Origin of the sequence: Thioclava sp. ES.031 (assembly GCF_002563775.1) — a bacterium.
Lineage (GTDB): Bacteria > Pseudomonadota > Alphaproteobacteria > Rhodobacterales > Rhodobacteraceae > Thioclava.
The window spans coordinates 3,387,542-3,406,566 of record NZ_PDJO01000001.1; the positions used below are offsets into that span (position 1 = coordinate 3,387,542).

The following is a 19,025-nucleotide window of genomic DNA, read 5'->3' on the forward strand; positions in this document are numbered from 1 at the left end:
TAAAGGCCCCTGACCCGGTGCTTCGCTTGACGTCGTGCTTACTCGACCCGGTCCATGTAGTCGCCGTAGCCCTCGGCCTCCATCTCCTCGTAAGGCACGAAGCGCAGCGAGGCGGAGTTGATGCAATAGCGCAGACCGCCCTGATCGCGCGGCCCGTCGGGGAAGACATGGCCCAGATGGCTATCACCATGTTTCGAGCGCACCTCGACCCGGGTCATCCCGTGGCTGGTATCGGTCAATTCCACGACATGATCGTCGATCAGCGGCTTGGTGAAGGACGGCCAGCCGCAGCCCGCGTTGTATTTGGTCGATGAGGCGAAAAGCGGCTCGCCCGAGACCACGTCGACATAGATGCCCTTGGCGGCGTGGTTGTCATATTCGCCGGTGAAGGCCCGTTCGGTGCCGTTTTGCTGGGTGACGCGATATTGCTCGGGGGTGAGCTTCGCGATCGCCTCGTCGGATTTCTGCCAGTTGCTCATGATGGGTCTCCCTTTCGCGCCTGATCTAGGCGGCGCGCGGGCTTAGAAAACCCCTGCCGCCGCGTTTCGCTCGCATGTTCTACGGCGCAAGCCTACCATCCGGATCAGGAGGAGCCGACCATGACCACACCCGATCCCCGCGCCGATCTACCCACCCACCGCGTCGAGAACCAGCCGTCCGCACGTGGCGACGTCGATCTCTACGCCACGGACGCGCCGCTGCGCGAGGCGGTTTCGCGCGCGGGCGGTCAGATCGAGGCGCTGTCGGATTACGGCCAGACGCTCGGCACCGTGGAGATGCGCGAGGCGGGCCGCGACGCGAACCGCTACCTGCCGGAGCTGCGCCTCTTCGATATGGGCGGGCGGCGGCTCGACGAGGTGCGCTTTCATCCTGCCTATCATCGTTTCATGGAGGCAGGTATCGGGGCAGGCTACGCCGCGCTGCCGTGGGAGGGCGCGAAGGGCGGTCATGCCACCCATGCCGCGATGGTCTATCTCGCAAGCCAGATCGAACCCGGCAGCTGCTGCCCGATGACGATGACCTATGCCGCCGTGCCCGCGCTCGACGCCACGCCCGAGACCGCCGCGCTCTGGCGCCCGAAACTGACCGCGCGCAGCTATGACCCCCGCGTGCTGCCGGTGGGCGAGAAGACCGGCGCGACGCTCGGCATGGCGATGACCGAGAAGCAGGGCGGCTCGGACGTGCGTGCCAACAGCACGCGAACCGAGCGCGCCGACGGGCATTGGCGGCTGACCGGGCATAAGTGGTTCTGCTCTGCGCCGATGTCGGACGGGTTCCTGACGCTGGCGCAGACCGACAACGGGCTCAGTTGCTTCCTCGTGCCGCGATGGCTGGAAGGCGAGCGCAACGCGATCCGTATTCAGCGGCTGAAGGACAAGCTGGGCAATCGCTCCAACGCGTCCTCCGAGATCGAATATGAGGGCGCTGTGGCCGATCTTCTGGGCGAGGAAGGTCGGGGCGTCGCCACGATCATCGAGATGGTGCATCACACCCGGCTCGACACGGCGCTGGCCCCTGCGGGCCTGATGCGCGCCGCGATTTCCGGAGCGCATCACTGGGCGACACATCGCTCCGCCTTCCAGCGCCGCCTGATCGATCAGCCGCTGATGCGCGCGGTTCTGGCCGATCTGACGCTGGATTGGGAAGGCGCGCTGACGCTGGGGATGCGGGTGGCGGAGGCCTTCGACAGCACGCGCCCCGAGGATCGCGCCTTCGCCCGGATCGGCGTGGCGCTCGCGAAATACTACGGCAACAAGCGCTGCCCCATCGTGACCTACGAGGCGATGGAGGTGCTGGGCGGCATTGGATATGTCGAGGACACGCCGATGCCGATGCTCTACCGCGAAGCCCCGTTGAACGGCATCTGGGAAGGCTCGGGCAATGTGATCTGTCTCGACATCCTGCGGACCTTGGCCAAGGAGCCGCTGGCGGCGGAGATGCTGCGCGCGGAACTGGACGCCGCGCGCGGCACCGATCCGCGCTATGACGCGGCGCTGGCCGATCACCTCGCCCGCTGGCCCGCCCTGCCGCCCGAGGCCGAGGCGCGCTGGTTCGCGGAACGGCTGGCATTGCTCCTGACCGCGTCGCTGCTGATCCGAAATGCACCTGCGGCGGTGAGCGACGCCTTCGTCGCGACGCGGCTCGCGGGCGAGGCGGGCCGGACCACGGGGGCGATGGCGGGCAGCGATGTCTCTGCTATTCTGGATCGGATCGCTGGCTGAGACGGCGGAAGCCTCCGGCGGGGATATTTGGATCAAGGAGAAGGAGGGGCGCGATGAGCGAAGACCGGTATTTGATCCGGGCCGATGAGATCGCGGCGATGGAAGGGCTGGCGAAGACGCATTTTCTCAACCCGAATGCGCGGCGGATCAACAAGAGCCTTGGCGATGCGACGGGGCTGACCGGGATCGGGGTGCATATCATCGAGGTCGAGCCCGGCTGCGAGAGTACCGAGTTTCACCGCCACCACCATGAGGACGAGGCGATCTTCGTCCTCAGCGGCGAGGCGACCGCGCGGATCGGCGAAGAGCGTCACGCGATCGGTCCGGGCGATTTCATCGGCTACCGGGCGGGCGGCGCGGCCCATACGATCGAGAATACCGGATCGGAGATGTTGCGGCTTCTCGTGATGGGTCAGCGCTTGGCCCATGACGTCGGCGATTATCCCGACTTGGGTAAACGGCTTTACCGCAATGCGGGAATGGCGTGGCAGATGGTGGATGCCGACGCGATCACGGAGGTCACGGCGGGGGCGAAGAAGTAACGCCCCCAGCCGAGGTTCACGCGTTGAACAGGAAGTGCAGGACGTCGCCGTCTTTCACTTCGTAGGTCTTGCCTTCGACGCGGAACTTGCCCGCCTCTTTCGCGCCCGCTTCGCCCTTGTTGGCGACGTAGTCATCGTAGGAGACCGTCTCGGCGCGGATGAAGCCGCGCTCGAAATCGCCGTGGATGACGCCCGCCGCCGCCGGGGCCAGCGTGCCCTTGCGGATCGTCCAGGCGCGGGCCTCCTTCGGGCCGACGGTGAAATAGGTCTGCAGGCCGAGCAGGTCGTAGCCCGCGCGGATCAGGCGGTCGAGACCGGCCTCTTCCAGACCCATCTCTTCGAGGAACATCTCGGCTTCCTCGGCGTCGAGCTGCGAGATTTCCTCTTCGATCTTGGCCGAGATCACGACGGTCCCGGCGCCTTGCTCGGCGGCCATCTTCGCCACGGCCTCGGATTTCGAGTTGCCGGTCGCGGCGGAGCCTTCCTCGACATTGCAGACATAGAGAACCGGCTTGGCGGTCAGCAGCTGCAGCATGTTCCACGCCTTGCGGTCGTCCTCGGACACCTCGACGGTGCGCGCGGGGCGGCCAGCTTCCAGTGCTTCCTTCGCCTGCTCGAGAAGACGCATCGCCTCCTTCGCTTCCTTGTCGCCGGATTTCACCTTGCGGGCGAGGTTCGCGATGCGCTTCTCGAGGCTTTCGAGATCGGCGATCATCAGCTCGGTCTCGATGGTCTCGGCATCTGCCACCGGATCGACGCGGCCCTCCACATGGGTCACATCGCCGTCCTCAAAGCAGCGCAGCACATGGGCGATCGCATCGACCTCGCGGATATTGGCGAGGAACTGATTGCCCAGACCTTCCCCTTTCGAGGCGCCTTTCACGAGGCCCGCGATATCGACGAAGGTCATGCGGGTCGGGATGACCTCTTTCGAGCCGGCGATCTGCGCCAGCGTGTCGATCCGCTCATCGGGAACGGCCACTTCGCCGACATTCGGCTCGATCGTGCAGAAGGGGAAATTCGCCGCCTGCGCGGCCGCCGTTTTGGTCAGCGCGTTGAAGAGGGTGGATTTGCCCACGTTCGGCAGACCCACGATACCCATCTTGAAACCCATTTCGCCCTCCTGTTTGTGGCTGCGCGCTTCTTATTCATTGGCCGCCCCCGGTGCAAGCGCGCGCGAGGGCCGGAATCGTGATAGGCTGGCCTTCTTGTTCAGGGAGGCGACCGCGATGGGTTTCGAACCCTACATTCACTTTCAAGGAAACTGCGAAGAGGCGATGCGTTTCTATGCCGAGCTCTTCGGCACCGAGTCGCCCTTCATCATGCGCTATGGCGACATGCCCGAGGCGAGCGAAGGCATGAGCGAGGCAGGCAAGGCGCGGATCATGCATGCGCTGATCAAGCTCGGCGACGGCGCGCTGATGGCCTCGGATTGGCCCGAGGGGCGCGATCGTCCGCAAAGTTCGGTCTCGATCTCGCATGTCTCGGACAGCCGGGAGGACGCGAAGGCGATCTTCGAGCGGCTGATGGATGGGGCCGAGGAGGTCATGATGCCTTTCGACGACACGTTCTGGGCCGACGGGTTCGGAATGCTGCGCGACCGTTTCGGCACGGCGTGGATGATCAACGGCCCCTCGAAGATGTAGGCGCAGGCCGTCTGGGACGTCGCTACAACACTACACCGCGCGCGAGGCATTGATTTTCCCGCCCTCTTCGCGCAAACCGCTTCGGGACCAGCCGGAGGGACGCCATGACTCGCATCGACGCCAAATTCGCCAGCCTCAAGGAAGAGGGCAAGAAAGCCTTCGTCTCCTACATCATGGCGGGCGACCCGGATCTGGAAACCTCGCTCGAGGTTATGAAGGGCCTGCCGGCGGCAGGCGTCGACATCATCGAACTGGGCGTGCCCTTCACCGATCCGATGGCCGACGGTCCGACGATCCAGCTGGCGGGCCAGCGCGCGCTCGACGGTGGGCAGACGCTGCAGAAGACGCTCGATATGGCGGCGGAGTTCCGCAAGACCGACGACACCACGCCGATCGTGCTGATGGGCTATTACAACCCGATCTATTCGCGCGGCGTCGATCGCTTCTTGGAGGATGCGAAGGCTGCCGGGATCGACGGGCTGATCGTGGTCGACCTGCCGCCCGAGGAAGATGTCGAGCTTTGCATCCCCGCGCAGGCCGCCGGGATCAACTTCATCCGCCTCGCGACGCCGACGACCGATGACAAGCGTCTGCCGAAAGTGCTGCAGAACACCTCGGGCTTCGTCTATTACGTCTCGGTGACGGGGATTACCGGTTCTCAGGCCGCGCAGGCGACCGAGGTCGGCCCGGAAGTCGCCCGGATCAAGGCGAAGACCGATCTGCCGGTGATCGTGGGCTTCGGCATCACGACGCCCGAAGCCGCGAAGACCATCGCGGGCGTGGCCGATGGCTGCGTCGTGGGCTCGGCCATCGTGAAAGAGATCGCGGAGGGCAAGCCGGTGGCGGAGGTGCTGGACTTCGTGAAGGGCCTCGCGGGCGGCGCGCATTCGGCCTGAACGGCCACGCGCCGCTTAAGCGCGGCTCACGGCTTCATGCGATAGCCGATGCGCAGCCAGTACCAGCCAAGCCCCAGAACCACGACCAGCGCGGCGCAGATCACGGCCAACCCGTGCCACGGCGAGGCGTCGGACACGCCCAGGAACCCGAAGCGTGCCATGTCGATCAGGTAGAAGACCGGGTTGTAATGGGTCAGGATCTGGAACGCCGGCGGCAGCGCCTTGGCCGAGTAGAACGTGCCTGACAGGAACGACAGCGGCGTGATGATGAAGTTGGTGATCGCCGCCATCTGGTCGAACTTGTCGGCGAAGACCGCAGCCAGAATGCCCAGACCGCCAAGGAAGGCCGCGCCGAGCACAACCGCCGCAATCGCCCAGAGCGGATGCGCAATCCCCTGCCCCAGCACGGCAAACAGCCCGAGCCAGATCACGACCGCCACGATCAGCGCCCGCGCCACCGCGCCGGTTAGATAACCCACGAGGATTTCCCACGGCGCAAGCGGCGGCATCAGCGTGTCGACGATATTGCCCTGCACCTTCGCGATCACGATCGAGCTAGATGTGTTGGCGAAAGCGTTCTGGATCACCGTCATCATCAGGATGCCCGGCGCGATGAAATGCAGGAAATCGACGCCCAGAACATCGGCGCGGTTGCGCCCGAAAGCCAGCGCAAAGACGGTCAGGAACAGACCGGCGGTGATCAGCGGCGCCAGCACCGTCTGCTGCCAGACCGCGAGAAAGCGGCGAATCTCGCGCCACCCCAGCATCCGCAGGCCCATCCAGTTCACCGCGCCAAAACGGCGCACGCCGATCTCGTACATCCTGATACTCCCGTTGTTGCCCGCTCCCTACACGCTTGCGGCCCGCAGCTCAACGCAGCCCGCGCACAGCTGGTTTCCCGCTTGCGCACTGCTCCGGACGTCCTCGCGGGCCTTGAAAAGCGGGCCTCGCGATTGTATCTCTGCGCTCTCCCGCTAAAATAGGGATAGAAACTGGAATGGCCTGCAAGACGGACTTGCAGGAAACCAAGGAAGGATGCCCATGTCCTGGACCGATGAACGCGTCGAATTGCTCAAGAAGATGTGGACCGAAGGCCAATCGGCCAGCCAGATCGCGAAAGAGCTGGGCGGTGTGACGCGCAACGCGGTGATCGGCAAGGTGCATCGCCTCGGCCTGTCGAACCGCACCGGCGGCGCAGCAGAGCCCGCGAAACCCGAGCCGAAAGCCAAGCCCGAGAAGGTCGAGGCGAAGGCAGAGAAGCCCGCCGCGCAGCCCGCAGCCGAGGCGCCCGAGCCCAAGCCCGCCGCGAAACCGGCAAGCCCCGCGCCCGCTCAGGCCGCAGCCCCGTCGGCCGCGCCCGCGCGCAAGGCGATCATCCCCGCCGGTCAGCCGCTGCCGCCGCAGCCCTCCGCCAACGAGATCGACCCGGCCGCGCTGGCCAAGGTCGGTGAGGTCGAGAAACACGCCAAGAAGCTTGGCCTGATGGAACTGACCGAGCGCACCTGCAAATGGCCGATCGGCGACCCCGCGACCGAAGAATTCTGGTTCTGCGGCCTGCCGAGCCAATCCGGCAAGCCCTATTGCGAGGCCCATGTCGGCGTCGCCTTCCAGCCGATGAGCTCGCGCCGCGACCGTCGCCGCTGAGGCAACCGCGATACCAATTTCAAAGGGCGCCCCGCGAGGCGCCCTTTTTCTTTGGTCGATGGCCGGAGGGTCAGAACCGCCGGGTCCAGCCGACCGAGGCCGAGAATTGGTGCATGTCCAATTCGACATCGCCATTGAACATGCCCGGCCCTTTGACCTTATGCGGCGCGACATAGTTGATCGCGAAATCGAACGTGTCGCGCTCGTTGAGCTTCTTCGCCCCGCCGAAGCTGAAATGATGCTCGACCACACCGGGTGCGAGCACGCCCAGCATCACGTCTTCCTTGCCGATCGGGTTCGTCGCGTAGGCATAGCCCGCGCGCCACGTCATATCCGGCGTCTGCTGCCATTCCGCGCCGATCCGGACGACATCCACATCGTCCCAGCCAAAGCCCGCGCCGCCCTTGGCCCCGAAAAGCCCGTTGGTATTGGAATTTCCGACCGCAGCGATATTGCTGTAGAAGATCCGCTGATAATCGAGCATCAACGCCACATCGCTGCGCGGCTTGAAGGTGACGCCCGCGCTGATCGAGGCGGGAATGTCGAAGCTGCCCGCATCTTCGAAGAGCCCGGCATATTTGTCGAATTTCGACATCTTGAAGCGGGTCTGCCCCGCGAGGCCTACCGTGACCTGCGGCGAGATCTCGTATTTCAGACCGGCGCGCAGGCCGAACCCGGTGGAGATGTCGTAGCCTCTGCCCGAGAAATTCGTTGGATCGACCGAGCTTCCCGAGAGAGATGAAATACCGCGTGCCGCGAAGCGCTGCACGGCAAAGGTCGGTGCGACACCCCAACTGAGATTTCCGTCCTTGCGCCCGTAACCGACCGAGACGAACATCTGCATCAGATCGACGCCCGCCTTGCCATCGCAGAAAATTCCGGTTGCTACCCCGCAGTTCGGGTTCGCGACATCGGGGTAGCTCGTATTCATCCCGCCATTGCCATAGACCATGACGTTCAGCGCGCCGCCGCCTTCCAGCGGGCGGTTATAGCCGAAATTCGGGATCGCAAACCAGTCATGCCCCGAATCTGCCCCACCATTGGGCAAAGGGGGGGACTCGTTCGCATCGAACCCCCGCCGCGGCGAGAAGGCCTCGAGCCCGAAGGTCATCGCGTGGCCGATATCGGCGATATTCGCGGGGTTGATCGCCGCCGACATAGGGTCGACCGAATAGGCCACCCCCGCCCCGGCGACACCGCGCTGCGCGGGCCCGTAGGCAAGGGCGAAGTAGCCCTCGGTCGCGCTTGCGACACCCGGAACGCCCAACGCCAGGCACAACGAAACCGCCCCCGCAAAACGGGGTATTCCAAACTTCTGCATTATATTCCTCCCTCTGAGCCGGTTGTCGCGCAGGCAGGCTCTCCCTTCCCCCCTACGCCTCGGCTGTGCCGTTTCGAAAACAGCTTCAAATATTCAACTTTAAATATACCTGATCTGGCAAGCGTTTTCTCGTTTGCCGTGTGTCGGGCCGAAATCCGCCCCTCACGCCATGGGAATGCCGTCCGTCACGCGGGGGGCTTTTCGGAACGCTCTGCAAGGGCTATATCGCGCGCCATGAGCACAAACCCTCCGAACCTGCGTCCCGATCTCGCGCCCCGCGCGCGCATCTCGGATGCCCCCCGCCCCGGTCAGCCGCTGATCGGGATGGTCTCGCTTGGCTGCCCCAAGGCACTGGTCGACAGCGAACGCATCCTGACGCGGCTGCGCGCCGAGGGTTACGCGATCTCGCCCGATTACGCGGGTGCGGATGCGGTGATCGTGAATACCTGCGGGTTTCTTGACAGCGCCAAGGCGGAAAGCCTCGAGGCGATCGGCGAGGCGCTGAATGAAAACGGCCGGGTCATCGTGACCGGCTGCCTGGGTGCGGAGCCCGAATATATCACCGGCACGCACCCTTCCGTGCTCGCCGTGACCGGACCGCATCAATACGAGCAGGTGCTGGACGCGGTCCATGCCGCCGTACCGCCCGATCCCGATCCTTTCGTCGATCTGCTGCCCGCGGCGGGCGTGAAGCTGACGCCACGCCATTACAGCTATCTGAAGATTTCCGAAGGCTGTAACCACAAGTGCAAGTTCTGCATCATCCCCGACATGCGCGGCCGCCTCGTCAGCCGCCCGGCCCATGCGATCGTGCGCGAGGCCGAGAAGCTCGTCGGCGCGGGCGTGCGTGAATTGCTGGTGATCAGCCAAGACACGTCCGCTTACGGCGTCGATATCAAACATGCCGAAGAGCGGGGCCACCGCGCGCATATCACCGATCTCGCGCGTGATCTGGGATCGCTCGGCGCGTGGGTGCGGCTGCATTACGTCTACCCCTACCCGCATGTGCGCAACCTGATCCCGCTGATGGCGGAGGCTCAGGAAAACGGCGGCGGCGTACTGCCCTACCTCGACATTCCGTTCCAGCACGCCCACCCGGATGTGCTCAAGCGGATGGCACGGCCCGCGGCCTCGGCCAAGACGCTCGACGAGATCGCGGCATGGCGCGCGGCCTGCCCGGATATCACGCTGCGCTCGACCTTCATCGTGGGCTATCCCGGCGAGACCGAGGACGAGTTCCAGTACCTGCTCGACTGGATGGACGAGGCGCAGCTCGATCGCGTCGGCTGCTTCCAATATGAAAACGTCGAGGGCGCGCGCTCCAACACCCTGCCCGATCACGTGCCCGACGAGGTGAAGCAGGACCGCTGGAACCGCTTCATGGAGAAGGCGCAGGCGATTTCCGAAGCGAAGCTGCAAGCCAAGGTCGGCAGCGTCCAGCAGGTGATCGTCGATGCGGTCGATGCCGAAGGCGCCACCTGCCGCACTAAGGCGGACGCGCCCGAGATCGACGGCAACCTCTTCATCGATGAGGATTTCGAGAATCTCAGCCCCGGTGATATCGTGACGGTCGAGGTCGATGAGGCCTCGGAATACGATCTCTGGGGAAGGCTCGTTTGATCCGCATACTCGCTCTGCTCGCATTGCTTGCCGGCCTGCTGCCCGTCGCGGCGCAGGCCAACGGGTGCTACATCAATGACGGGCTGGGCTGGGTGATCGCGAAAGCAGCCTCGCAGCAGCGTCAGGTGAACGGGCTGAACCCGGTCGAGATGGACCCGCGCCTGATCGCCACTGCCGAGGCGCAGGCCTGCGACATGGCGCGCAAGGGCTTCTTCGACCATAAGGGCTCGGACGGCTCGGACGTGCTGACCCGGGCCAAACGCGAAGGCTTCCGCGCCTGCCTGATCGCCGAGAATATCGCGATGGGCCAGCGCAACCCGCGTATCACCTTCGACGACTGGATGCACTCGCCCGGCCATCGCCGCAACATCCTGCTGCGTGGGATCACCCATATCGGCGTGGCGGTCGTGCCCCAGCGCGACGGCAAGGGTCCGTGGTATGTGATGGTGCTCGCGAAGCCCTGCTGAAGCTCAGGTCAGCCCTTCGGTGTCGATGTGGATGACCTCGCCGCAATGCTTGCAGTGGATCGCATCGGCGTCGTGCAGGCTCAGGCCGCAGGTCGGGCATTCATGGCGCACCTTCGTGGGTCGGAACAGCACCTGCGCGAGCCGCAAGAACAGCGTGACGCCGAAGATCATGATGGCGACCGAGATCATCCGCCCCCATTCGCCCTTGGGCGTAATGTCCCCGAACCCCGTCGTGGTTAGCGTGGTCACGGTGAAATAGAGCGCGTCGGCATAGTTCGAAATCTGCGGATTGATCCGCACCTGCGTGGCATAGATCAGCCCGGTCATCACGAAGAGGAACACGCCCAGATTGATGGCGGCGATGATGATTTCTTGATGATGGCGGAAGAATTTGAAGTCGTGACGCAGCCGCGCCATGAGCTGATAGGTATGTAGCAGTCGCAACGTCCGCAGGATCCGCAGGAAGCCCAGCCCCTCCCCTGCGATCGGCGCGAGGAACGACCCGATCGCGATGATGTCCGCCCATGTCGCCGCACGGGTCCAGAAGCGGACCTTCTCGTCCGAGATCGCGTAGCGGGCGAGGAAATCCGCCACGATCACGACGCCGATCACCGCATCGATGACTTCGATCGTGACCGTGTGCGGGAAGAAGGAGGTGACGATGACGAAGAGGATCGTGGCAAGATCGAAGGCCAGAAGCGCGTAGCGAAACGCATGGGCACGGCGGGAATCCTCCTCGTAGTAATGGTGCAGCGTCTTGAGCATCGTCTCTCCCATCGTCTTCGCTCAGGGATACAGGCTTTGAACGCCCTGTCAAAGCGCATGAAAAAGGCGGCCCCGGAGGACCGCCCTTTTCGTGGAGACAGCTCATATCAGCTCATTGCGCACTGGGCGCGAACAGCATCATCGCGGGCTGCGACGAGGCGCCTTGGGTCACGATGTAATTGGCGTCGCCGTAACGTCCGCGCTGCACGTCATGCTGGATGCGCTGGAGCTGGGCCACGGTGTAGTCATCTGGGTTGAGCCCAAGCTGCTCGGCCATCTGGGTCTTGCCCGGCGTGGTCTCGCCAAGGCCGGGACCGCCCAACTGCCGGTCCGCGTGGCTGCGGTAATAGGCGAGCTTGGCGACATCGCCGTTACGGGCCGCGTGCAACATCTTCTGCAACTCACCCACCGAATATTGCGTGGGATCGACATTGTTCAGACCGGCGAAGGTTTGCAGCTGCGCCGCGATCTGGGTCTTGCCCTGATTGGTGGCGTTGACGACCATCGACGACGCTTGGGGTTGCGGCGTCATCGAAGGGGCGATGACACCCAAATCCGTACCATTGTCGGCCCCGGCTTGGGTCGTGGCGGCCGAGGCGATCCCGGCGGAGCCAGCGGTCAGTGCGAGGGCTGCGATAGCAGTGGTCAGAAGATTGCGGGTCATGATGAAGTCCTTTCATCAGCAGGTTAATTTCCAGCGGCACCATCTGGCGCCGATGACCCCGACATATGACCTCACCCGTCGCACAAAAGGCCGTTTTGGCCCCGCCCCGTGTTCACTCAAACACATACACACAGGGAACTCTCATCCAGTCCGGATTCCGTGAAGTGACTGGAATACAAAAGGAAACCGTATTTCTCGAAAGAAACCGGCACGATGGGCCGGATATAGAAACGGCCCCCTGAGGGGGCCGTTTTCGGTCAGAAGACTGCGTCGATCTTACGCGTCACGGCCCATCACGGGCTGCGGCGCCACGTCAACCGGCTGACGGTTGGTGTGGTCGATGACGTATTTCGCCTCTTCGCGGTTACCGTTGCGCAGCGCGTTCTGGATGCGGAACAGTTCAGCGGTGGTGTATTCAGCCGGGTTCAGGCCGAGCTGGGCTGCGATCTGCGCTTTGCCGGGGGTCACTTCACCAACAGCCGAGCCTTTGCTGGCCGAGGAGCTTTGCGACATCGACGGTGCGATGGAGCCGTAGCCGTCACCGCCAGCAGCGGCCAGCGAGGTGCTCAGGGCGAGGGCGAGGACCGAAGTCGTGATCAGCGTTTTCATTGTTACTCTCCTATACGAATACGCGTGTTGTGCTTCTCACCGAGAGCGAAGCGACAGGGGGAAGCGTCTGTGCCCTCGGCGATGAGGGGGATTTAGGACCGTTCGCATTCGCAGAAAACCACACTTTTCACACACAGTTCTGCGCATTTGCGCACGTTGAAAAATGACAGTTAAACGACAGAAGCGGCAGGCTCGCCCGTAGGCCCCCGCCACGCCCCCTTTCCCTATGCCGGCTTTCCGCATAGAAGGCGCCCAAACCCCTTATTCCAAACGAGGTCGACCATGGCGTCCTATCAATATGTCTATCACATGGATGGTGTCTCGAAGACCTATCCGGGTGGCAAGAAATGCTTCGAAAACATCCGCCTGTCCTTCCTGCCCGGCGTGAAGATCGGCGTCGTGGGCGTCAACGGCGCGGGTAAATCCACGCTGCTGCGCATCATGGCGGGAATCGACAAGGATTTCTCGGGCGAGGCCTGGGCCGCGAAAGGCGCGAAAGTCGGCTACCTCCCGCAGGAGCCCGATCTGGACCCGGCGCTGAACGTGCGCGGCAACGTCATGGAAGGCGTGGCCGCCAAGAAAGCCAAGCTGGAGCGTTTCAACGAGCTGGCGATGAACTACTCGGACGAGACCGCCGAGGAGATGGCCCAGCTGCAGGACGAGATCGACTCGGAAAACCTCTGGGATCTGGACAGCCAGGTCGACGTCGCGATGGAAGCCCTGCGCTGCCCGCCCGACGAGGCCGATGTCGAAACCCTCTCGGGCGGTGAGCGCCGCCGGGTCGCGCTGTGCAAGCTGCTGCTCGAAGCGCCCGACATGCTGCTGCTCGACGAACCGACCAACCACCTCGACGCGGAAACCATCGCCTGGCTGCAAAAGCACCTGATCGAATACAAGGGCACGATCCTCTGCGTCACGCACGACCGTTACTTCCTCGACGACATCACCTCGTGGATCCTCGAACTCGAGCGCGGCCGCGGCATCCCCTATGAGGGCAACTACTCCGCATGGCTGGAGCAGAAAGCCAAGCGCCTCGAGCAGGAAGCCCGCGAGGACAAGGCCAAGCAGAAAGTCCTCGAGAAGGAACTTCAGTGGATCCGCGCCGGCGCCAAAGCGCGTCAGGCGAAGTCCAAAGCGCGTATCTCGGCCTATGAGAAGATGGCGGACCAGTCCGAGCGCGAGCGCGTCGGCAAGGCCCAGATCATCATCCCGAACGGCCCGCGTCTGGGGGGCAAGGTGATCGAGGTCGAGGGCATCTCGAAACATTACGGCGACAAGCAACTGATCGAGAACCTGTCCTTCTCGATCCCGCCGGGCGCCATCGTCGGCGTGATCGGCCCGAACGGCGCCGGTAAATCCACGCTGTTCCGCATGATCACCGGTCAGGACAAGCCTGACACCGGCGAGATCACCGTCGGCGACACGGTCAAGCTGGCCTATGTCGACCAGTCGCGCGACGCGCTGGATGCGAACAAGACCGTCTGGGAGGAAATCTCCGGCGGGGCCGAGCTGATCGAACTGGGCGATGCGCAGGTCAACAGCCGTGCCTATTGCGGCGCGTTCAACTTCAAGGGCGGCGACCAGCAGAAGAAGGTGGGTCTGCTCTCGGGTGGTGAGCGCAACCGCGTCCACATGGCCAAGCTGCTGAAAGAAGGCGGCAACGTGCTGCTGCTCGACGAACCGACCAACGATCTGGACGTCGAAACCCTGCAGGCGCTGGAAGCCGCGATCGAAGACTTCGCCGGCAACGCGATCATCATCTCGCACGACCGCTTCTTCCTCGACCGCCTCTGCACCCACATCCTCGCCTTTGAGGGCGACGCCCATGTGGAATTCTTCGAGGGCAACTTCGAGGATTACGAGGAAGACAAGATCCGTCGCCTGGGTCCGGATGCCGTGGAGCCGAAACGGGTGAAGTATAAGAAGTTCAGCCGGTAAGCGAATGACGGTTCGCGCAAGATCACTTTTTGTTCTTGCGCGAATCGATTTTCCGCCTAAACCTAGTGGCACCCAATACCGTGGCGCACACGATGTGGATGCCCGTCTTGGTTAGCCCTTAGCGGGGCTGTGTGGGGCGCTAGCAGCGCCGCGCTAAGGCCGTCCGGCGGAACTCACGGCAATGCCGTGAACGATCCGAGCGGGGAGCGGTCGAACTGGCGAGCCGAGTGGCCATAACGCACGCCAAACCGCCATAAAGGGCGGTATAAAAATGCAGAGCGTGTTTTTCACGCTCACCCGGGTGAGCATCGCGCGAGGGATACCCCATGCGATTTTCATTCAAGATTGAGGGACGAGTTTCATATGCTGATGTAATCGGCACCATTTCTCTCGCCCTGACAATCATCGCACTTCTGGTGTAAGCGTCAGGCGGCTTCGGCCGCCTGATTGCACCCCCCAACCAAAACCACACACACCAGCCTCATCTCACCTCGCCCCTTGCGCGCCACCTTCCCCAGTTCCCCATTGCCATCTATAGTGTCTGGTAAGGGACAAGACACAAGACAAAGCGGGGATGGGACTTGGCGCATATCATCGTGATGGGCAACGAAAAGGGTGGGTCGGGGAAGTCCACCACCTCGATGCATGTGGCGACCGCCTTGGCGCGGATGGGATGGAAGGTGGGGGCGCTCGATCTCGATCTGCGGCAGCGCAGTTTCGGGCGCTATGTCGAGAACCGGCTGGCCTATATGGATCGCGAGGGGCTCGACCTGCCCTGCCCCGATTATCGCGAACTGCCCGAGGTGGACGCCTCGACGCTGGGTCCGGGCGAGAACCCCTATGACCACCGGCTGTCGACCGCCGTGGCCGAGATGGAGCCGTCCTGCGACTTCATCCTGATCGACTGCCCCGGCTCGCATACGCGGCTGTCTCAGGTCGCGCATTCGCTGGCCGATACGCTGGTCACGCCGCTCAATGACAGTTTCATCGATTTCGACCTGCTGGCGCGGATCGATCCGGTGACCTCGAAGGTAATCGGCCCCTCGATCTATTCCGAGATGGTCTGGTCGGCGCGGCAGCTGCGCGCAAAGGCGGGGCTGAAGCCGATCGACTGGATCGTGCTGCGCAACCGCGTGGGCGCTCAGCAAATGCATAACAAGCGCAAGGTGGGCGCGGCACTGGAGCAGCTCTCGAAGCGCATCGGCTTCCGCGTCTCGCCCGGCTTCTCCGAGCGGGTGATCTTCCGCGAGCTGTTCCCGCGCGGGCTGACGCTTCTGGACCTCAAGGACCTCGGCGTCGAGAGCCTCAATATCTCCAATGTGGCAGCCCGTCAGGAAGTGCGCGACCTGATGAAGGAGCTGGACCTGCCCGGCGTCGCGGTCGACTTCTGAGCCTCTCTCACGGCGCGACAGACCCCTGAGACAAACAAACGCCCGCTGGGAGTGACCCTCGGGCGTTTCGTTACTGGTACCGGTAGGCTGACTAAAGCGCGTGCTTTTACTGAGGCTTCGGCATCTCAGCGAAAGGCGATACGCGTCTGCGGCACGGTGCGGGCAACGAGCCGAGTTCTTTCATCCGCAGGTCGATCCGATCCTCGCGGCGCTTAAAGAGGCAAAAAAGGGCAGTCAGACAGCGCATTCCGTGTCTCCTTTGTATCGACGCCGTTTTGGCGTCACCCTTCGAGATTTCCGGCCAATTGAGGCGCTTCCGTGGCGCACTGTGGATATGTCAGTGGCGTTGTCGGGACGCTTTCACGGCCTCTTACGCGGCGATAGGACCATCGCAGTTTGCGATATCCGCGCCATTACGGGTCTTGCGCGACCAGCCAAGCGCTACGAAAAGTCCCAGCCCCGCCAGCATCATCCAGACCGAGGCCGGCAGCGGCACGGTGGCGGGCGTTTCCACCAACATCGCGATATCGTCGAGCGTCACATCGCTGCTGAACCCGACGAAGCCGCTCGCAGGCTCGAACGAGAATTGAAGCCCCAGCGTCGCGCCCTGGTTCGACTGCAGCAAGCTGGACAGGTCCAGGCTGACGGGCGTCGCGACCGTATTGAAAGAGTTCGAGTAGGCCGCATAGATCACATTGTTCAGGCTATCGAAGACCGAAAGCTGGAACAGCGGCGAGTTCGTCGAAAAGAACGTGTTACCGATCTGCGCCGTGAACGAGAACGTCGCGGCCAGCACCTGATCGGGCACGTCGAAATACTGGGTCAGCGAGGCCGTGCCCGCATATCGCGGATCGAAGGACACGTCGTAGGCGCCGCCAAGTGCCGGATGCCCGCGATTGCCCCGGTCGATCTCGAAGGTTTCGCCCCCGCTGTTCGCGCTGGTGCTCCAGCCCGACAGGTCGCCGGTCTCGAAATCCCCGTTGGTGATCAGATCGACCGTCACCGCCTGCGCGGCAGAGGCATAAAGGACGCTCGCCACCACAAGGGCGAGACAGCGTTTCGCAAAACTGGCAATCGGTAACAACATGACACGCTCGATCTCGATGGCGTCGCCCCGTTCTTGATGCGGAGACGACTTCGATACCTTTCATTAACCATCGGAATCGGGACGCACTGGGGCTCCACCGGGGCAATTTCACGATGGGCCGCCATGATGTCTCCACAATCGAAACGCCGCCCCGGAGGGCGGCGCGATTGTTGCTAGTAATGTGGGGGATGGGTTACCGGGCCCAGTCCCACGGCACGGTAAACTCGCCCAGCTTATGGGTCAGCGCATCCTGATCGCAGTCTCCCGTGGTCGCCAGATGCGCCACCAGACCGCGCTTCTTGTCCTCGGTGACCGAGATGACATGCGCCTTGATGCCCGCCGTCTCCAGCTCGGCATTGAGCACCCGAATGATCGCCTTCTTGCGCAGGTCGGGCTTGAAGATCTTGCCCACCGCCGTCTTCGGCAGCTCGTCCATCACCTCGAGATGTTTCGGAACCGCGGCACGCTCGTGGATATTGGCGCGCGCATGCTCCATCAGCTCCTCGTTGGTGACCTCGGCATCGGCCACCAGTTCGACATAGGCGCAGGGCAGCTCGCCCGCGAAACTGTCAGGCTGGCCGATCGCGCCCGCGAAAGCCACCGCCGGGTGGCTCAGCAACGCGTCCTCGATCTCCGCCGGGTCGAGATTGTGCCCGCCGCGGATGATCAGGTCCTTCGCGCGGCCCGTGATCCAGAGATAGCCGTCCTCGTCGATACGGCCCAGATCGCCGGTACGCAGGAAACGCTCCTCGGCGAACAGGTCGTGGTTCTTGTCCGGTTCGGTATAGGTCGAGCCCTCGAAGACACCCGGATTGGCGACGCAGATCTCGCCGACCTCGTCGCGCGCGCATTCGTCGAACGTGCCGTTGCGCTTCTTGAGAATGCGCACATGGGTATAGGGCATCGGGATCCCGACGGAGCCCACCTTCTTCATCCCGTCCACCGGGTTGACCGACACCAGACAGGTCGCCTCGGTCAGGCCGTAGCCTTCCGCGATCTCGACCCCGGTTGCCGCCTTGAAGCGGTTGTAAAGCTCGATCGGCAGCGGCGCCGAGCCCGAGAGCGCGATCCGCAGCGAGGAGATATCGGCATCGACCTTGCGCTGCACCATCGCGGACACAGCGGTCGGCACGGTGATCAGGAAAGTCACCTGCCAGCGCTCGATCAGCTTCCAGAAATTGTCGAACACCCCTTCCCCGCGATAGCCCGCAGGGGTCGGGAAGATGACATGCGCGCCACTCGCGATGGCCGACATCAGGATCGGATAGGCCGCGAAGACATGGAACAGCGGCAGCGGGCACATCATCACGTCGTCTTGCTTGAACAAGAGCCGCCCGCCGAGCCAGCCGTTATAGATCATGCCGGAATACTTGTGCTGCGCGACCTTGGGCATCCCCGTCGTGCCGCCGGTGTGGAAATAGGCTGCGACGCGATCCTCGTTGGGATCGTCGAACATCAGCCGGTCGCCGGGCATCTTGCTGGCTTCGCCGTTGAAGCTCATCACCTTCGCGTTGTGCTTCACCTCGGTCTTGGGGCGAATGAAGGGCACGATCCAGCTTTTCGGCGGCGAGAGGTAGCGATTGAGATCGACCTCCAGCACGGCCTCGACATTGGGCGCAAGCCGCACGGCTTCAGCCGCCTTCTGCGCCACGTCGGTCTTCGGGAACGCCTTCAGCGTCACCAGAACCTTCGCCTTCGTCTCGCGCAGGATCGCGCCGATCTGCTCGGCGTCGAGAAGCGGGTTGATCGGATTCACGATCCCGGCCGTCGCGCCCGCCAGAAGCACCGTCGCGGTCTCGAGCGAGTTCGGCAGCAGATAGGCCACCGTGTCGGTCGGCCCCACGCCCAGATGGCGCAGCAGGTTCGCCGCCTGCGTGACCTTGCCGTGCAATTGCGACCAGCTCAGCGTCTCCGCCTTGTCGGTCGGGCCGGACATGATCTGGAATGACAGGGCCGGCCGATCGCCATGGGCCTTGGCGGTCTCGCTCAGAAAGCCGTAAAGCGTTTCGGGGCGGTTGCGCGCCTCCCAGGGTTTCTCGGCCTCGACCGCATCACGGTCGGCAACTGTCGCGAATTTCTGCATTATTCTCCTCCCGGGGCCGCCGCGTTCCTCCACTGACGGGCCATGCGCAGGATGCGGCAAAAGCGCCCGCCACGGCAAGAGTTACGCCGCCGCCAAAACGTCACGTCACGCAAATTCTGACGTGGGGAAA

At 63.6% G+C, this 19,025-nt stretch carries 18 protein-coding genes; 9 read left to right on the plus strand and 9 right to left on the minus strand.

From position 1 onward, the window contains the following. Positions 1-38: 38 nt before the first annotated feature. Positions 39-479 (minus strand): peptide-methionine (R)-S-oxide reductase MsrB, encoded by a 441-nt coding sequence (gene msrB, locus AXZ77_RS16045; RefSeq protein WP_098411925.1) that lies wholly within the window; start codon positions 477-479, stop codon positions 39-41. Positions 480-599: 120 nt separating this feature from the next. On the opposite strand from msrB, the gene AXZ77_RS16050 reads away from it, so the two are divergent. Beyond that, positions 600-2,222 (plus strand): acyl-CoA dehydrogenase family protein, encoded by a 1,623-nt coding sequence (locus tag AXZ77_RS16050; protein ID WP_098411926.1) that lies wholly within the window; start codon positions 600-602, stop codon positions 2,220-2,222. 53 nt (positions 2,223-2,275) lie between these two features. After that, positions 2,276-2,764 (plus strand): cupin domain-containing protein, encoded by a 489-nt coding sequence (locus tag AXZ77_RS16055; RefSeq protein WP_098411927.1) that lies wholly within the window; start codon positions 2,276-2,278, stop codon positions 2,762-2,764. A gap of 16 nt (positions 2,765-2,780) precedes the next feature. On the opposite strand, the gene ychF is transcribed toward AXZ77_RS16055, so the two are convergent. Continuing rightward, positions 2,781-3,878, minus strand: a complete 1,098-nt coding sequence (gene ychF, locus AXZ77_RS16060; RefSeq protein WP_078600446.1) for a redox-regulated ATPase YchF — start codon at positions 3,876-3,878, stop codon at positions 2,781-2,783. Between the two features lie 115 nt (positions 3,879-3,993). On the opposite strand from ychF, the gene AXZ77_RS16065 reads away from it, so the two are divergent. Together AXZ77_RS16065 and trpA are read left to right on the plus strand one after the other, a co-directional pair. Further along, positions 3,994-4,410 (plus strand): VOC family protein, encoded by a 417-nt coding sequence (locus AXZ77_RS16065; RefSeq protein ID WP_098411928.1) that lies wholly within the window; start codon positions 3,994-3,996, stop codon positions 4,408-4,410. 104 nt (positions 4,411-4,514) lie between these two features. Beyond that, positions 4,515-5,306 (plus strand): tryptophan synthase subunit alpha, encoded by a 792-nt coding sequence (gene trpA, locus AXZ77_RS16070; protein ID WP_078522591.1) that lies wholly within the window; start codon positions 4,515-4,517, stop codon positions 5,304-5,306. Positions 5,307-5,332: 26 nt separating this feature from the next. Here the strand turns inward: trpA and AXZ77_RS16075 are convergent, their stop codons facing one another. Then, on the minus strand, positions 5,333-6,127 hold the full coding sequence (locus tag AXZ77_RS16075) for an ABC transporter permease (RefSeq protein ID WP_098411929.1): 795 nt from the start codon (positions 6,125-6,127) through the stop codon (positions 5,333-5,335). A gap of 220 nt (positions 6,128-6,347) precedes the next feature. Between AXZ77_RS16075 and AXZ77_RS16080 the strand changes: the two genes are divergently transcribed. Continuing rightward, the gene (locus tag AXZ77_RS16080) at positions 6,348-6,950 is read left to right on the plus strand and encodes a GcrA family cell cycle regulator (protein ID WP_078542153.1); all 603 of its coding nucleotides are present in this window, start codon (positions 6,348-6,350) and stop codon (positions 6,948-6,950) included. A 70-nt stretch (positions 6,951-7,020) separates the two neighbouring features. Here the strand turns inward: AXZ77_RS16080 and AXZ77_RS16085 are convergent, their stop codons facing one another. After that, positions 7,021-8,271, minus strand: a complete 1,251-nt coding sequence (locus AXZ77_RS16085; RefSeq protein ID WP_098411930.1) for an OmpP1/FadL family transporter — start codon at positions 8,269-8,271, stop codon at positions 7,021-7,023. A 234-nt stretch (positions 8,272-8,505) separates the two neighbouring features. On the opposite strand from AXZ77_RS16085, the gene rimO reads away from it, so the two are divergent. Further along, on the plus strand, positions 8,506-9,891 hold the full coding sequence (rimO, locus tag AXZ77_RS16090; protein ID WP_098411931.1) for a 30S ribosomal protein S12 methylthiotransferase RimO: 1,386 nt from the start codon (positions 8,506-8,508) through the stop codon (positions 9,889-9,891). Continuing rightward, positions 9,888-10,358, plus strand: a complete 471-nt coding sequence (locus AXZ77_RS16095) for a CAP domain-containing protein (protein WP_098411932.1) — start codon at positions 9,888-9,890, stop codon at positions 10,356-10,358. Before rimO ends, AXZ77_RS16095 begins: the two co-directional genes overlap by 4 nt. Positions 10,359-10,361: 3 nt before the next feature. Here the strand turns inward: AXZ77_RS16095 and AXZ77_RS16100 are convergent, their stop codons facing one another. From AXZ77_RS16100 to AXZ77_RS16110, 3 genes are all read right to left on the minus strand, one after another. Beyond that, positions 10,362-11,123, minus strand: a complete 762-nt coding sequence (locus AXZ77_RS16100) for an ion channel (protein WP_083078451.1) — start codon at positions 11,121-11,123, stop codon at positions 10,362-10,364. Positions 11,124-11,235: 112 nt separating this feature from the next. After that, positions 11,236-11,787: a hypothetical protein gene (locus AXZ77_RS16105; RefSeq protein WP_098411933.1), complete on the minus strand. Its 552-nt coding sequence runs from the start codon at positions 11,785-11,787 to the stop codon at positions 11,236-11,238. Positions 11,788-12,063: 276 nt separating this feature from the next. Next, positions 12,064-12,396 carry a hypothetical protein gene (locus tag AXZ77_RS16110; RefSeq protein ID WP_098411934.1) on the minus strand — a complete coding sequence of 111 codons (333 nt, stop codon included), beginning with the start codon at positions 12,394-12,396 and terminating at the stop codon, positions 12,064-12,066. Between the two features lie 282 nt (positions 12,397-12,678). Between AXZ77_RS16110 and ettA the strand changes: the two genes are divergently transcribed. Then, entirely contained in the window at positions 12,679-14,334 is a 1,656-nt protein-coding gene (ettA, locus tag AXZ77_RS16115) for an energy-dependent translational throttle protein EttA (RefSeq protein ID WP_098411935.1), read from the plus strand. Positions 14,335-14,915: 581 nt separating this feature from the next. Continuing rightward, complete coding sequence (locus tag AXZ77_RS16120) at positions 14,916-15,725, plus strand: division plane positioning ATPase MipZ (protein ID WP_078522580.1); 810 nt, start codon at positions 14,916-14,918, stop codon at positions 15,723-15,725. A 370-nt stretch (positions 15,726-16,095) separates the two neighbouring features. Here the strand turns inward: AXZ77_RS16120 and AXZ77_RS16125 are convergent, their stop codons facing one another. Then, positions 16,096-16,812: a PEP-CTERM sorting domain-containing protein gene (locus AXZ77_RS16125; protein WP_141536296.1), complete on the minus strand. Its 717-nt coding sequence runs from the start codon at positions 16,810-16,812 to the stop codon at positions 16,096-16,098. A 193-nt stretch (positions 16,813-17,005) separates the two neighbouring features. Continuing rightward, positions 17,006-18,895 (minus strand): acyl-CoA synthetase, encoded by a 1,890-nt coding sequence (locus AXZ77_RS16130; RefSeq protein WP_098411937.1) that lies wholly within the window; start codon positions 18,893-18,895, stop codon positions 17,006-17,008. Between the last annotated feature and the right edge of the window lie 130 nt (positions 18,896-19,025).

Coding starts and splice junctions, on each gene's coding strand:
- AXZ77_RS16055 (WP_098411927.1), top strand. CDS start 2,276: ATGAGCGAAGACCGGTATTTGATCCGGGCCGATGAGATCGCGGCGATG.
- trpA (WP_078522591.1), top strand. CDS start 4,515: ATGACTCGCATCGACGCCAAATTCGCCAGCCTCAAGGAAGAGGGCAAG.
- rimO (WP_098411931.1), top strand. CDS start 8,506: ATGAGCACAAACCCTCCGAACCTGCGTCCCGATCTCGCGCCCCGCGCG.
- AXZ77_RS16065 (WP_098411928.1), top strand. CDS start 3,994: ATGGGTTTCGAACCCTACATTCACTTTCAAGGAAACTGCGAAGAGGCG.
- AXZ77_RS16125 (WP_141536296.1), bottom strand. CDS start 16,812: ATGTTGTTACCGATTGCCAGTTTTGCGAAACGCTGTCTCGCCCTTGTG.
- ettA (WP_098411935.1), top strand. CDS start 12,679: ATGGCGTCCTATCAATATGTCTATCACATGGATGGTGTCTCGAAGACC.
- AXZ77_RS16110 (WP_098411934.1), bottom strand. CDS start 12,396: ATGAAAACGCTGATCACGACTTCGGTCCTCGCCCTCGCCCTGAGCACC.
- AXZ77_RS16130 (WP_098411937.1), bottom strand. CDS start 18,895: ATGCAGAAATTCGCGACAGTTGCCGACCGTGATGCGGTCGAGGCCGAG.
- ychF (WP_078600446.1), bottom strand. CDS start 3,878: ATGGGTTTCAAGATGGGTATCGTGGGTCTGCCGAACGTGGGCAAATCC.
- AXZ77_RS16100 (WP_083078451.1), bottom strand. CDS start 11,123: ATGCTCAAGACGCTGCACCATTACTACGAGGAGGATTCCCGCCGTGCC.
- AXZ77_RS16105 (WP_098411933.1), bottom strand. CDS start 11,787: ATGACCCGCAATCTTCTGACCACTGCTATCGCAGCCCTCGCACTGACC.
- AXZ77_RS16075 (WP_098411929.1), bottom strand. CDS start 6,127: ATGTACGAGATCGGCGTGCGCCGTTTTGGCGCGGTGAACTGGATGGGC.
- AXZ77_RS16050 (WP_098411926.1), top strand. CDS start 600: ATGACCACACCCGATCCCCGCGCCGATCTACCCACCCACCGCGTCGAG.
- AXZ77_RS16080 (WP_078542153.1), top strand. CDS start 6,348: ATGTCCTGGACCGATGAACGCGTCGAATTGCTCAAGAAGATGTGGACC.
- msrB (WP_098411925.1), bottom strand. CDS start 479: ATGAGCAACTGGCAGAAATCCGACGAGGCGATCGCGAAGCTCACCCCC.
- AXZ77_RS16085 (WP_098411930.1), bottom strand. CDS start 8,271: ATGCAGAAGTTTGGAATACCCCGTTTTGCGGGGGCGGTTTCGTTGTGC.